Below are 13,426 nucleotides of genomic sequence, written 5' to 3' on the forward strand. Positions count from 1 at the left end.
GCTGAGGGGCGAAGGGGAGGGGCGACGGACTGAGGGCGTCGGACCCGGCCCCGCGGTGGCGGCGGGACCTGCCGACGCCGGGGCATGAGGGCGCCGGGGCGTGCGGGGCCCGCGACGCCGTGCGCGTGACGGGTGGTCAGGTCCAGCGGCCGGTGCCGCAGGTGCCGGAGTCCCCGGTGAGCCGTTGCAGCAGGACGGCGCGCCGCACCTTCCCGGTCCCGGTGCGCGGCACCTCGTCCCAGGTGAGCACGGTGGGCTCGGCGAGCGGCGGGAGCCCGGCCGCGGCGGTCTTCCAGCGCACCGGATCGAGGTACCCGTCCGGAGTGACGACGACGGGCAGCGGGTCCCCGCCGTCCGGGCGGCCGAGGACGACGCACTCCAGCGCCTCGGGAAGCCGTTCCTCCAGCTCGTCCTCGGTCTCCAGGCAGCTGAACCGGCCGGGGCTGTCGACCTCGCGGTCGAGCAGCCGGACGCTGCCGTCGCGGCGCAGCAGCCCGACGTCGCCGGTGTTCCACCAGCCCTGGTGGTGCTTGCCGGCCCAGCGGCTCTCCTCCCCGACGTAGCCGAGGGCGAGGGCGGCGGTCCGGGCCTGGAGGAGCCCGGTCCGGCCGCGCGGCAGCGGCAGCTGGGTGCGCGGGTCGACGACGCGCAGCCGGGTCTTGACGGGGATGGGGCGGCCGAGATCGCGGGCGGTGGCGCGGCGGCCGTCGCCCGGGGACCGGCGGGTGTGGAACCGGAAGGTGAGCGGGCCGGTCTCGGTCTGGCCCCAGCCCTGCATCCACACCGGGTTCCGGCGCGCGCTGGCCCGCAGATAGGCGCGGATCGTCGGCGGGTGCACGGCGTCATAGGTGCTGATGTAGAGCCGGACCCGCCGGAAGGCGTTGTCGAGGCGGTCGGTGAGCCGCTGGAGGCGCACATAGGTGCTGGGCAGGGCCTCGACGATGGTGGGCGGATGGGTGCGCAGCAACGGGTCGGCGTTGTCCGGGTCGGGCCCGGAGAGCAGGACCACGGCCCGGGGGGCCCGCGCGAAGGCGACGCCCGTCCAGCAGAAGGTGCGCCCGTGCGCGTACGAACCGGCGTGGAGCAGGGTGTCGTCCCGGCGCACCCCGATGCCCGGATAGGGGACGGCCTCGAAACGGGCGAGCTTGCGGATGATCGTGCGCGTGGAATGCACGACGAGCTTCGGCACCCCGGTGGTGCCGGAGGTGTGGTTGATGACCAGGGGTTCGTCGTCATGGCGGCGATGGTGCACCCGGGGCCCCGGAACGACTTCGTCCAGCGGCACGGCGCCCGGCGCGGCCCCTCCCGTGGGCAGCGCGTCCGGGCCGGCCCCGTCCACGGTGACGGTGGTACCGGCCAGGGCGGCGAGATCGGCCCCGCCGGCCCGGCAGCGCTCCAGCAGGGCGGCGGAGGTGACGAGCACGGCGGGTTCGAGCCGGGCGAGCAGGGCGGCCAGGACCGGCGGGTCGAGCTGCCCGGAGAGCTGGGCGGGCACCGCCCCGGCGCGTACCGCCGCGCAGGCGAGCAGGTCGTAGTCCCAGTGGTTCTCCTTGACGACGGCCACGCGTTCGCCGGGGCGCGCCCCGGCGGCGGCCAGTCGCGCGGCGGTGGTGGCGACCAGCTCCGCGAGGCCGGGGACGATCCAGCGGGTGCCGCCGCCGGGGGCGAGGTCGAAGGGCCGGTCGAGGTGGACGACGGTGGTGTGGCCGCGGTCCGCGGCCTCGTCGAAGAGCACTCCCATGTCGTGCGGTTTCACCGGGCCGCCTCCAACCGCCGGGCGGGGCGCGGCAATCGGGCGCCGAGACGGCTGAGGACGCGGGCCGCGGCGAGGGAGCCGGAACGCACCGCCCCTTCGGAGGCCGGCCGCAGCATGACCCAGTCGCCCGCGTACTCGACGGGGCCCGCGGGCCGGTGCAGGAAGCGGTCGCGCAGGTGCAGGGCGCGCGGGGTGGCCTCGGGCAGGGCGTGCGGGAAGGCGTGCACGAAGCTGTGGAGAGTGGCCCGGCCCAGCCCTGGCACATAGCGCTCGGCGGCGGCGATCAGCCGGGACTTCGTCTCCTCCTCCGGGCACTCGCCCGGACCGGGCGCGGTCCCCGGGGCGGCCATGAGGGTGAGCAGGCCCCGGCCGTGCGGGGCGCGCCCGGGGTGTTTGACGTGGTCGGCGATGACGGCGGACAGGACGTCCTCCTCGACGGCGGGGGTGAGCAGGAGGTAGAGGGGCCGGCCGCCCGCCGTGGGCGCGAGGGGCCGGTCCAGCAGGCAGCTGACCTTGAGGGCCGAGCTGAAGGTGCAGGCCCCGAGGAACCCGGCCTCCTCCGGCGGCGCCCCGGGCCGCAGCGCGGCGGCGACCGGGGCCGGTACGGCGAGGACGGCGGCCCGCGCGGTCACCTCGCCGTCGTCCAGGCGCAGCCGGGCCCCGTCCCCGGCCGCGACGACCTCGCGGACGGCACGGCCGGTCTCGACGTCCACGGTGGCGGCGAGCCGCCGGGCCAGCAGATCCATGCCGTCCCGGTAGGTCCGCCAGCCGGAGGGCGGGCCGACCTCGGCGAGGAGGCTCAGCATCGGGGCGGCGGCGGAGCGGGCGGTGTCCCAGCCGAAGCAGCAGCCGGCGAGCGGCTGGAGCAGATAGTCGTGCAGGTCGGGGTGGTAGCGCCCGGCCAGGGCGCGCACGGTGGCGGCCCCGGCGGGAGTGTGCCGCGGCCGGTCGCCGTCGTAGCGGCGGCGGTCGCGGGCGATCCGGGCCAGCAGCCGGGCGAGGTCGAGCCGGGCGGCCGGGCCGAGCCCGGCGCCGCCGCCGAGGAGCGCCCCGGGCCCGCCCACCCCGGGCCTGGGACGGCCGTCGCGCCACACGGCGACGCCGCCGCCGATCCGGGGCGCCTCGTCGCGGCGCACGCCGAGCCGGCCGAGGAGCTCCCAGGTGGCGCGGTAGCCCTGCGAGGGGATCTGCTCGGCGCCCTGGTCGACGGTCCAGCCCGCGTGCCGGAAGCTGCGCATCCGGCCGCCGACCTCGCGGTGGCTCTCGTAGACGCGCACGTCCAGTCCGGCGCGGCGCAGTTCATGGGCGGCGGTGAGCCCGGCGGGACCCGCGCCGACGACGGCCACGTCGAGGTCGGGGGAGGCGGACGGGCTCATGCGGCACCCGCCCCGACGAGGAGGTTCGTCACCACGAGGAGCACGACGCCCAGCCGGTGCACCCGGAAGCCGATCCGCCGCGCGGCCATGATGTTCCCGGCGCGGAAGCCGGTGAGGTACTGCCGCAGCCGCAGGCAGCCGGCCGGGAGCATGATCAGCGCGAACCACCAGGGGGCGAGCCCGGTCGCCGACGCGATGACGCCGAGCAGATACTCGGCGGCGGACAGGGCGCCGATGAAGAGGGCGTTGCCGCGCGGGGAGACCAGGACCGCGACCGTGGGCCGCCCGACGGCGCGGTCGCCCTCGATGTCGTTGGTGTTGGAGTACACCCCGAACATGAGCGGCCCGAAGCCGAACAGCACGCCCTGAACGAACAGGAAGCCGCTGAACTCCCCGGTGAGCAGCCCGTACTGGGCGATGACGAGCACGAGCCCCAGCGCGGCGAGGAACGCCTCCTGGAACCCGTGGTAACTGATCTTGAGCCCGTAGGAGTACTGGAGGGAGACGACGTAGAGCAGGCCCAGCAGGATCAGCGCCCAGAGCGGGCGGTGCGGGGCGAGGGCGGCGGTGAGCGCCCAGACGGCCGCCCCGGCCGCCGCGCAGACCCAGGCGAAGCGGAGTGCCTCGCGCTCGCTGAGGGTGCCGGCGACGAGGGGCTTGCGGAGCTTGTTGCGGAGCGGGTTGTCGGGGCCGTAGTTGGCGAGGTCGCTGCCGTCCCGGAAGCCGGTCACGTCGTCCAGCGCCACCATCGCCATGATGACCAGCACCTGCCCGAGCAGGAAGAGGACGAGGGCGGTGACGGTCCGCCGGTCGAGCGCGGAGAGCGGCAGCAGGACGGCGGCCAGGACCACCGGGGTGCTCAGGTAGTAGTCGAAGACGTCGAGCTTGCCCAGCCTGCGGTAGCTGCTCAGCTTGCTCTCCGGCCGGGGCGCGGCGGATGCCGCCGGGGCGCCGGCCGTGGCGCTCTGTGTCATGGTTCTCGGTCTTTCGTGTCGTCCGTCGGGGACCGTGCGACGACGGAGGGGCGGTGTGGGGTGGGGTGGGTACGGGCCCGGGGGCGCGGCCGCCGGCCCGTACCGGACGGGCGGGGCGCGGCCGGGCCCGTCGGGCTCAGCGCCCGGCCGCGAAGGCGCACACGCCGTCCGCGACGCGTTCCACCTCGGCGTCGCTCAGCAGGTGGTGCACCGGCAGCGAGAGCGCGCGGGCGGCGGCGGCCCCGGCCCGGGGCCACGCCTCGCCCGGCGTCGCGTACGGGGCGAAGGCGGGCTGCTCGGGCAGCGGCAGCGGGTAGTAGACATGGGTGTCGACGCCGGCGCGGTCGAGGTGGGCGCGGAGCGCGTCCCGTTCCTCGGCGAGCAGGGTGTAGACGTAGTAGCAGCGGCCGTCGCGGCCCGCCGGGGGCGGAACGATTCCCCGCCCGGCCAGCGGCGCGAAGCGCTCGGTGTAGTAGGCGGCGATCCGGGCGCGCCGTTCGAGACGGTCGGGGAGCCCGGCGAAGCGGTGCAGCTGGAAGGCGGCCTGGATCTCGTCGAACCGGCTGTTGCGGCCCACGAGGTGGTGCACGAAGCGCTGCCGTCCGTCCTGGCCGTGGTTGCGAAGCATCCGCACCCGGTCGGCCAGCCGCGGATCGCGGGTGACGACGGCGCCGCCTTCGCCCGGCATCCCGCAGGACTTCACCTGGACGAAGGAGAAGACCCCGGCGTCGCCCCACAGTCCCGCCGGGGTGGAGCCGAGGACGGCGCCCTGGGCGACGGCCGAGTCCTCCACCAGCCGCAGTCCGTGGTGCCGGGCGAGGTCGGCGAAGCGGGGCATGTCGGCCATCACGGAGAACATGTGGGCCGGCATCAGCGCGGCGGTCCGGGGCCCGATGCGGCGTTCCGCGTCGTCCGGGTCGACGACCATGGTGTGCGGGTCGACGTCCGCGAAGACCGGGGTGGCGCCGACGTTGACGACGGACGCGGCCAGCGGGGCGCAGCCGTAGGCCGGGACCACCACCTCGTCCCCGGGCCCCACCTCCATGGCGGTGAGGACGAGCTCCAGCGCGGAGGTGCCGCTGCCGCAGAGCACCACGTCGGACGCGCCGAGCGAGTCGCGCAGCACCCGCTCGAACTCGGCGGTGCGGGAGCCGAGGATGAAGCGCTGGGAGGGGTCGAGGGCCACCTCGCGGACGAGCGCGATGAGTTCGTCCCGGTCGGCCTCGAAGAGCCGCCGGGGGAAGAAGGGGACGCGGCCGTCGGTACGCGGGGCGGCGCCCTTGCCGTCGGGACGGGGGGCGGGGGAGGGCGCCGCGGTGGCGGCGGGCGCCGCGGGGAAGGGCGGGGCGCCCGGGGTGTTCGGGGCCTGTGAGACGCCGGAGATTCGCGAGACGCCGGAGACGAGTGAGGAACCCGAGCCGCCCGCGGCCTGCGAGGCGGCCGCGACGCGCGGGATTCCCGGCGCGTGCGCACCCCGCCCCGCGTAGAACCCGGCGACCGCCTCGCAGACCCGGTCGACCTCCTCGAAGCCCAGGTCCGGGTGGAGCGGCAGCGCCACGGCCCGTTCGGCGGCGGCCTCCGCGTGCGGGAAGGCCCGGTCCCGGCAGGCCAGTCCGGCGAAGGCCGGCTGACGCGGCAGGGGCACCGGGTAGTAGACCTCGGTCCCGATCCCGTGGCGGTCGAGGTGGGCGACGAGGGCGTCCCGCCGTTCGGCCTCGATCAGATAGACGTAGAAGACGTCGCGGTCGCCGCGGTCGGGCCGGGCGGTGGACCGGGGCAGCCGCAGCACGCCCGGGACGTCGCGCAGCCGCTCGGTGTAGCGGGCCGCCAGGGCGGCGCGGCGGGCGATGTCCTCCTCCAGCGTGGTCGCCTTGGCCAGCAGGACGGCGGCCTGCACATCGTCCATCTTGCTGTTCGCCCCGGGCCGGCTGCTGCGGGTGGCGATCGCCGGGAAGTCGTCGAGGGTGCGACCGGCGCGGCCGTGATGGCGTAACGCGTCGACGGCGTGGGCGAGTTCGGGGTCGTCGGTGAGAACGGCCCCGGCGTCGCCGAGGGCGCCGAGGGTCTTGCTGGGGAAGAAGGAGAGCACCCCGCCCGCCCCGAACAGCCCGGCGTGCCGGCCGCCCCGGCGCATCCCGATCGCCTCGGCGCTGTCCTCCACGACCGTCAGCCGGTGCGCCCGCGCCACCTCGCAGATCGCCGCCATGTCCGCCATCCCGTGGAAGAGATGGACGGGCATCACGAAGCGGGAGGCGGGCGTGACCGCCTCGGCCAGGGCCCCGGGATCCATGGCGTAGGTCTCGGGATCGATGTCGACGAAGCGGGGCACACCGCCGGCCAGCGCCACCGAGGAGGCGGTCGCGAAGAACGAGTAGGCCGGCACCAGCACCTCGTCGCCGGGGCGCAGCCCGCAGGCGCGCAGCAGCAGCACCAGCGCGTCCGTGCCGCTGTTCACCGCGATCGCGTACCGCGCCCCGGTGCGGGCGGCGAGCGCCTCCTCCCATTCCGCGACCTGGGCCCCGTGGGAGAACTTCCCGCTGTCGAACACGCGCTGGAGATTCCGTTCGACCAATGGCCACAGCCGTGCGAATCCCTTCGCCTGGGAGAAGAACGGGACGGGTGGCGAGGGCGCCCCGGGATCCGGATCGCCTCCCGAATTCCCTTTCCTCGCAAGGCTGTTGATCTCTGCTTCGGCCCCCACCCTGACACCCTTCCCGGTCTGCGGTGCGCGTGGGATCAGGGTGGCCGAAGAGAAACCCGGCCCGGTAGCGGAAACCTTCCGCTTCACCCTTTGCGGTGTTCATTTCCGGCTCGGCTTGACGTCGGCGTCGCGGTGCCGAAAGGGTCCGTGGGGAAGCGGGCCGGGAGACCGGAGCGTTCCGCCCGGCGTCGGCGGCCCCTCGCTCCCGGGTACCCGCACGGAGCGCTCCCCCGTACCCGTGCGGAGTGCTCCTCCGTGCCGTGCCCGTGCGGCGCGACGCGCCCGTTCCCCGCCCGTCCACCACGCATGACGCGGATCCCGGCGCGCGCCGTTCCGCGTCGTCGCGACCGCCGTCCCTCCTCCGTGAAGGAGCCACCTTGTTACAACCCCTGGTCATAGGGCTCGGCCGCTCGGGAGCCGGACTGCATCTCCGGGCGCTGCGGAACCTGGCGCGGTCCCGGCAGGTCCGGCTGGCCCCGGTGATCGGCTGCGACCCGCGGCCCGACCTCGCGCGCGACCTCTCGGGCGTGGTCCTCACCACCTCCCCCCGGCAGGCCCTGGGCCGGGTGAGCGACCCGAGGACGACCGTCGCCCATGTCTGCACCCCGCCGCACGGCCGGCTGCCGCTGCTGCGGGAACTGGCGGAGCACGGGGTGACCCGTCTGCTGATCGAGAAGCCGCTCGCCACCACCCGGGACGAACTGACCGCCCTGCTGAGGCTGCGCGAGCGGGCCGGACTCGGCATCATGGCCGTCACCCACTGGCTGGACGCCGAACTCACCTACCGGATGCGGCGGTTGGTGACGGAACAGCCCTACGGGCCGCTGCGGCGGCTCACCGTCGACCAGGACAAGCCGCGGTTCACGCGCTCCCTCGCCTCGGACTCCCACCGCACCGCCCTGGAGGTGGAGGTCCCGCACGCCCTCGCCCTCGCCGTGCACCTCTGCGGCCCGGCCCGGGTCGTGCGCGCCTCCTGCGCCGAACTGCGGACCGACCGGGAGAGACGCCCGCGGCTGGGCGGGGCGTTCGTGGAACTGGAACACACCGACGGGGTCCGCACGACCCTGCGCTCGGACCTCACCTCGCCCGTCCGCCGCCGCAGCGTGGAACTGGAGTTCCGGGACGCCACCGTCGTCGCGCACTACCCGGTGGGCGAGGACGACGACCACGCCCGGCTCCAACTCCCCGGCCGGCCGGCCCAGATCTTCCGGGACGACGCCCTGCTCGCCTTCTTCCAGGCCGCCTACCGGGACTTCGCCGGCGGCTCACCGCACGGCCGCTTCACCACCACGGCGGAGGCGGCCCGCCTGGTCTGCGAGGCGAAGGCCCTGCTGTGACCGACCACTCCGCCACCCCGCCCGTCCCTGCCCCCGGTCCCGCGGACCCCTCGGCGTCCGCGTCTCCCTCGGCGTCCGCGTCTTCCGCGGCCGTGCCGCCCGGGCCGTCGGCGCCCCCGGTGCTGGCCGGTCTCACCGACGAGGCCGCCGCGAGCGCGGACGGCCAGCTCGCCGCCGTACGGGCGCTCGGCTGGACCGCGCTCGAACTCCGCTCCGTCGAGGGCGTCCCCCTGGCCGACCTGCCCCGCGACGAGGTCCGCGCCCTGGCCCGCCGCCTCGCCGCCGAGGACGTCCGGGTGGTCTGCCTCGCCTCCCGCATCGGCAACTGGGCCCGCCCCGTCACCGCCGACTTCGCCCAGGACCTCGACGAACTGCGCGTCCTGGAAGAGTACGCGTCCCTCCTGGACTGCCGCCGCGTCCGCGTGATGTCGTACCCCAACGACGGCCTGCCCGAGGCGGAATGGGGGCGCAGGGCCGTCGACCGGCTGCACCGCCTCACGGACCGTGCCGAGGCCGCCGGACTCACCCTGCTCCACGAGAACTGCGCCGGCTGGGCGGGCGCCGACGCCGGACGCGCCCTGCGCCTCCTGACGGAGGTGGGCAGCCCCGCCCTGCGCCTGCTCTTCGACATCGGCAACGGCGTCCCGTACGGCTACCGAGCCCCGGAACTGCTGCGCCCGCTCCTGCCGTTCGTGGACCACGTGCACGTCAAGGACGCGGTGCGCGACGCGGCGGGCGGAACCGCCTACACGCTGCCCGGCGACGGCGAGGCCGAGGTCCGCACCTGCCTGCGCCTGCTGGCGGAGGCCGGATACGGCGGCGCGTACTCCATCGAACCCCATCTCTCCGTGCGCCCGCACGAGGGCCTGGCACGGCCGGGCGAGGGGGCGGCGGAGCTCTTCGTCCGGGCCGGCCGCCGCCTGGCCGGACTGCTCGCCGCCCCGGCGGACGACAAACCGCGCGGAGGCACCCCATGACCGCGCCCCTGCTGCGCGCGAGCGACCACGCACTCCTGCTGCGCCTGCTGGAACTGCCCACGGCCGGCCCGCTGGAGGGCGGCGCCGACGGCGGCCGGGGCCTGCGCACCGCCCAGGAGCTCTACGCCGGGGCCGCCTCGGCGTGCGGGCTGCGGGTAGTGCGGCACGCCCCCGCCGAGCCGTACTGGCTGGAGCGCCCCGGCGTCCCCGCCACGGTGCGGGAGGCGGCCCGTGCCGACCCCGGCTTCCTCGCCGCCCAGCCCAGCCTGCTGCTGCGCCGCGGGCCCCGGCTGCCGCCCGCCCGGACCGTCATGTTCAACGTGCACCTCGACACCGTGGCCGGCGCCGAACCGGTCCGCTTCGACGGCCGTCGCGTCCACGGCCGGGGAGCCGTGGACGCCAAGGGCCCCGCCGTGGCCCTGCTGGCCGGGATCCGGGCCGCGGCCGCCCGGCACCCGGGGATCGGCCGGGACGTCGCCGTCCTGGTGCAGGCCGTGGCGGGCGAGGAGGGCGGCGCGATGGGCGTCTACGGCACCCGCCCGCTGATCGCGGCCGGCCACCACGGACGGCTCAACGTCTTCTGCGAGCCCACCGGGCTGCGCGCCCTGCCCCGCGCGACCGCCGCCATGACGGCCCGGATCACGGTCGAGGGCGACGACGCCGTCGACGACCGGCCCGAGGCCGGGCACAACGCCACCGTCCTGCTCGGCCACCTCGCCCAGCACCTGGCCCACCGTCTCGACGGCGCCGTCCCCGGCACCGGAGTCTGTGTCGCCGGGCTGCACACCGGGGACCGCCACAACCGCGTCTACGGCCGGGGCGCCCTGCTCCTCAACCTCTCCTACGGCGCCGGACCCGACGGCGCGCGGCTCCACGACGCCGTCACCGACGCCCTGGACACCGGCCTGGCCGCGTTCGCCCGGCGCTTCGGCGCCACCCGCGCGTTCGCGCGCACCGCCGGGGACGCGGCCCGGATCGTCCGGCTGAGCTGGGACAAGCGCGACCTGCCGGCCCTGCGCGGCGGCGAGCCGTGGGGCGAGGCGCTGCTGAGCGCGGCCGGAGCCCTCCCCGCACCCGCCGACGACCCCGGCTTCACCTGCGACGCGATCTGGGCGAGCGGGCTGCCCGGGGCCCACACCGCGGTCCTCGGGCCCGGCTCGCTGGAGGCCAACCACGCGCACGCGCAAGGGGAGTTCATCGACCTCGACGACCTGGAGCGCTTCGCCCGGATCGTCGCCCGCCTCCTGGTCGCGTTCGCCACGAACGCCGCCGACGGAGCCGCCGGGAACCCTGCCGGGAACGCCGCCGAGGAGCCCGCCGCGACCCCCGCAGGGGGCACCGCGGGGAGCGCCGCCGCGGACTTCGCCGGGAGCCGCGCCGGAGTCCCCGCCGAAGGCGACGCTCCCGAGCCCGTGGCGGGGCGCGCGGGCGGGCCGGCCCCACCGTCCGGGGACCTGCCCCCACCATCCGTCCCCGTCCAGGGGAGCTTCCCACCGAAAGGCGGTACCACCGCGTGACCACCACCGTCCGACCGGCCGCGGCGCCCCCGGTCGTCGTCGCCCACGAACGGCTGCTCGACGCCCTCACCGGGCTCTTCGCCGGCCACGGCATGCCCGCCGTCCGCGCCAGGACCGCCGCGGAGGCGCTCTGCCACGGCGAGTTGAGCGGCTTCCCCTCGCACGGGCTGTTCAACCTCGCCCGGCTCTACCTGCCCTTGCTGGAGTCCGGACGGTGCGACCCGCGCGCCGAGCCGGTCACCCTGACCGATCTCGGCGCCTGCGCCGTCGTCGACCACCGGCGCGCCCTCGGACTGTGGGCGGCCGCCGAGGCGATGGACGACGCCGTGGCACGGGCCCGGCGGCACGGCATCGGGCTCGTCGCCGTGCGCGGCGGCACCCACTTCGGGTGCGCCGGCTTCCACGCGGGCCGCGCCGCCGCGGCCGGGATGGTGGGCCTCGTGGCCAGCAACTGCGGCGGCCAGCGGCTCGTTCCGGCCCCGCGCGGGGCGCTGCCGCTGCTGGGCACCAACCCCCTCGCGGTGGCCGCGCCCGCCCTCCCCGGCCGCCCCTTCGTCCTCGACATGAGCACCACGGCGGTGCCCACCGGACGACTCCGCCTGGCCGCGCGGCACGCGGAGCCGGTGCCGCCCGGATGGCTGGAGGACGAGCACGGCACGCCCGTCACCGACCCCGGCGCCTACGACCGGGGCGAGGCCCGGCTGCGCTGGCTCGGCGGCGACCCGGAGACCGGGGCGTACAAGGGATTCGGCCTCGCCCTGGCCGTCGAGGTGCTCGCCGCCGGGCTCTCCGGAAGCGCCACCGGCCCCACCCCGCAGGCCCTGACGGACGGCGACGACGCCCGGGGGACGGACGACGGCATCGGCTTCCTGCTGCTCGCCGTCGATCCCGGACGGCTCCGCCCCGGGGACGGCTTCGCGGACACGATGCGGGAACTCTTCGGCACCGTCAACGCCAGCCCGCCGGTCCCCGGAACGGACGAGGCGGTGCGCTACCCGGGCTGGCGGGAGGCCGAACGGGCGCTCCACCGGCGGCGCGACGGCGTGCCGCTGCCCGCCTGGCTGCACGAAGAGCTGACCGGACTGGGCCTGTTCGGCGCCCAGGAGCCCCCGCCCGGCCCGGGGGAGTCCTCGCCCGGCGCGTCCCACGGCCCCGGCGCCTCGTACGGTCCCGGCGCGTCGCCGGCCCGCGAGCGGGGAGCCGAGGACGCGGGGGGCGAGCGCCCGTGACCGCTCCCCGCGCGGCCCTCGGGGTGATCGGCCTCGGCGCCATCTCCCGCTACTACCTGGCCGCCCTGGAACACTCCCCGCACTGGCGGCTCGCCGCCGTCTGCGACGCCCGCCCCGAGGTGCTGCGTCGGCACGGCGAGGGGACGCCCCGCTGGACCGACGCCGCCGCGATGCTGCGGGAGACCGCCCTCGACGGGGTGGTGGTCGCCGTCCCGAACGACGCCCACGCCGAGGTGTGCCGGGCGGCTCTCACCGCCGGGGTGCCCGTCTGCGTCGAGAAGCCGCTCGCCCTGACGGCCGGGCAGGGGCGTGAACTCGCCGCGCTGGCGGCCGAGTCGGGCGTCCCCCTGCTCACCGCCTTCCACCGCCGCCACAACGACGCCTTCCTGGCCCTGCGCGAGGCGGTCTCCGCGGCCGCCTCTCCCGTGCGCACGGTCCGGGTGCGCTACCTGGAACGCATCGAGGAACACACCGCCGGCGAGTCCTGGTACCTGGAGCCCGAGCGGTGCGGGGGCGGCTGCGTGGCGGACAACGGGCCCAACGCCTTCGACCTGGTACGCCAACTGCTCGGCGACGTCGCCCTGACCCACTCGCTCGTCGGCCGGGACGCCGCCGGCACGGACCGCACGGCCCATCTGCGGCTGCGGGCGGCCGACGGCGCCGAGGCGGAGGTGCTGCTCGACTGGTCGTACCCGGGGGAGGCGAAGGACGTCACCGTGACCCTCGCGGACGGGCGCGCGCTCCACGCCGATCTGCTCGCCGGCCACCAGGGATTCAAGGGCTCGCTGTGGCACGAGTACGAGCGGATCCTCGCGGAGTTCGCCGCCCTCCGCGCCGGGGCCGGCGACCAGGGGACGGCGGACGCCGGCCGGGGAGCGGGCACCAGCGGATGCGGGAGCACCGCCGGGGACGGCGCCGCGGGCGGGCTCGCCTGCCTGGAACTGGTGGCCGAGGCCTACGCGCGCGAGGCGGCGGGGCGGTGCCCGGCGGGCCTGCCGGGGGACCCGCCGCCCGGCGGACGGGCACCCGCCCCCGGCTCCAGCGCCCGGTGTGTCCGGGAGGCGCGGTGAGCGGGGACGCCGTCGAGGACGGGGCCAAGCGGGCGGTGCGCGCCACCCTGGTCAAGGTGCTGCTGCACCGCCGCACCGACCGGGGCATGAGCCTGCTGGAGTGGGCCAGCCGTTGTGTGCGCGCCGGGGAGGTGCACGAGCTGGTGGTGACGGACCAGTGGGACCCGGTCGCGGGGGCCAGGATCGACCGGGTCGGCTTCCTCGGATTCGCCGAGATGGAGTGCGGCGGGGTGGTGGACCGCGGCGACATCCTGCGGATCGGGGACACCGAGGTGGGGCCGGTGCTCGGCTTCGACGGCTGCCACTTCCCGAACCACTACAACATCCTGGTCCACAACCCCCTGCTGCTGACCGGGGGTTCGCTCGCCCTGCGGCCCGAGTCGCCGGTCGTCTTCGGGCCCCGGCCGACGGCCGGGCAGCCCGCCCCCGCGGCGCGGCCGCCGACCGCGAAGGGCTGAGCGGGACGCGCCGGGGCCGTGGGCGGGCGGG

At 76.6% G+C, this 13,426-nt stretch carries 10 protein-coding genes; 6 read left to right on the forward strand and 4 right to left on the reverse strand.

The window, feature by feature from the left end; genetic code table 11:
• Positions 1–136: 136 nt before the first annotated feature.
• The 4 genes from WA762_RS06200 to WA762_RS06215 form a co-directional block, all read right to left on the reverse strand.
• Positions 137–1,741 (reverse strand): class I adenylate-forming enzyme family protein, encoded by a 1,605-nt coding sequence (locus tag WA762_RS06200; protein ID WP_443080527.1) that lies wholly within the window; start codon positions 1,739–1,741, stop codon positions 137–139.
• Positions 1,742–1,752: 11 nt separating this feature from the next.
• Entirely contained in the window at positions 1,753–3,132 is a 1,380-nt protein-coding gene (locus tag WA762_RS06205; protein WP_335933599.1) for a flavin monoamine oxidase family protein, read from the reverse strand.
• Positions 3,129–4,106 (reverse strand): UbiA family prenyltransferase, encoded by a 978-nt coding sequence (locus WA762_RS06210; RefSeq protein ID WP_335933600.1) that lies wholly within the window; start codon positions 4,104–4,106, stop codon positions 3,129–3,131. The genes WA762_RS06205 and WA762_RS06210 overlap by 4 nt, the downstream gene beginning before the upstream one ends.
• 136 nt (positions 4,107–4,242) lie before the next feature.
• Positions 4,243–6,654: a DegT/DnrJ/EryC1/StrS family aminotransferase gene (locus WA762_RS06215; RefSeq protein ID WP_335933601.1), complete on the reverse strand. Its 2,412-nt coding sequence runs from the start codon at positions 6,652–6,654 to the stop codon at positions 4,243–4,245.
• 530 nt (positions 6,655–7,184) lie between these two features.
• On the opposite strand from WA762_RS06215, the gene WA762_RS06220 reads away from it, so the two are divergent.
• Genes WA762_RS06220 through WA762_RS06245 form a run of 6 tightly spaced genes read left to right on the forward strand, consistent with a single transcriptional unit; the run spans position 7,185 to position 13,395 of the window.
• Positions 7,185–8,144, forward strand: a complete 960-nt coding sequence (locus WA762_RS06220) for a Gfo/Idh/MocA family protein (protein ID WP_335933602.1) — start codon at positions 7,185–7,187, stop codon at positions 8,142–8,144.
• On the forward strand, positions 8,141–9,121 hold the full coding sequence (locus tag WA762_RS06225; RefSeq protein WP_335933603.1) for a sugar phosphate isomerase/epimerase family protein: 981 nt from the start codon (positions 8,141–8,143) through the stop codon (positions 9,119–9,121). The genes WA762_RS06220 and WA762_RS06225 overlap by 4 nt, the downstream gene beginning before the upstream one ends.
• Positions 9,118–10,638: a M20/M25/M40 family metallo-hydrolase gene (locus tag WA762_RS06230; protein ID WP_335933604.1), complete on the forward strand. Its 1,521-nt coding sequence runs from the start codon at positions 9,118–9,120 to the stop codon at positions 10,636–10,638. Before WA762_RS06225 ends, WA762_RS06230 begins: the two co-directional genes overlap by 4 nt.
• Positions 10,635–11,867 carry an Ldh family oxidoreductase gene (locus WA762_RS06235; protein WP_335933605.1) on the forward strand — a complete coding sequence of 411 codons (1,233 nt, stop codon included), beginning with the start codon at positions 10,635–10,637 and terminating at the stop codon, positions 11,865–11,867. Before WA762_RS06230 ends, WA762_RS06235 begins: the two co-directional genes overlap by 4 nt.
• Positions 11,864–12,937 carry a Gfo/Idh/MocA family protein gene (locus WA762_RS06240; RefSeq protein ID WP_335933607.1) on the forward strand — a complete coding sequence of 358 codons (1,074 nt, stop codon included), beginning with the start codon at positions 11,864–11,866 and terminating at the stop codon, positions 12,935–12,937. The genes WA762_RS06235 and WA762_RS06240 overlap by 4 nt, the downstream gene beginning before the upstream one ends.
• Entirely contained in the window at positions 12,934–13,395 is a 462-nt protein-coding gene (locus WA762_RS06245; protein WP_335933609.1) for a DUF6917 domain-containing protein, read from the forward strand. The genes WA762_RS06240 and WA762_RS06245 overlap by 4 nt, the downstream gene beginning before the upstream one ends.
• Positions 13,396–13,426: the final 31 nt, after the last annotated feature.

Origin of the sequence: Streptomyces tyrfis (assembly GCF_037034285.1) — a bacterium.
Classification (GTDB): Bacteria; Actinomycetota; Actinomycetes; order Streptomycetales; family Streptomycetaceae; genus Streptomyces.

Bases quoted from the DNA above. Each gene is read 5' to 3' on its own strand.
- WA762_RS06200 (WP_443080527.1), bottom strand. From the start codon at position 1,741: ATGGGAGTGCTCTTCGACGAGGCCGCGGACCGCGGCCACACCACCGTC.
- WA762_RS06205 (WP_335933599.1), bottom strand. From the start codon at position 3,132: ATGAGCCCGTCCGCCTCCCCCGACCTCGACGTGGCCGTCGTCGGCGCG.
- WA762_RS06210 (WP_335933600.1), bottom strand. From the start codon at position 4,106: ATGACACAGAGCGCCACGGCCGGCGCCCCGGCGGCATCCGCCGCGCCC.
- WA762_RS06230 (WP_335933604.1), top strand. From the start codon at position 9,118: ATGACCGCGCCCCTGCTGCGCGCGAGCGACCACGCACTCCTGCTGCGC.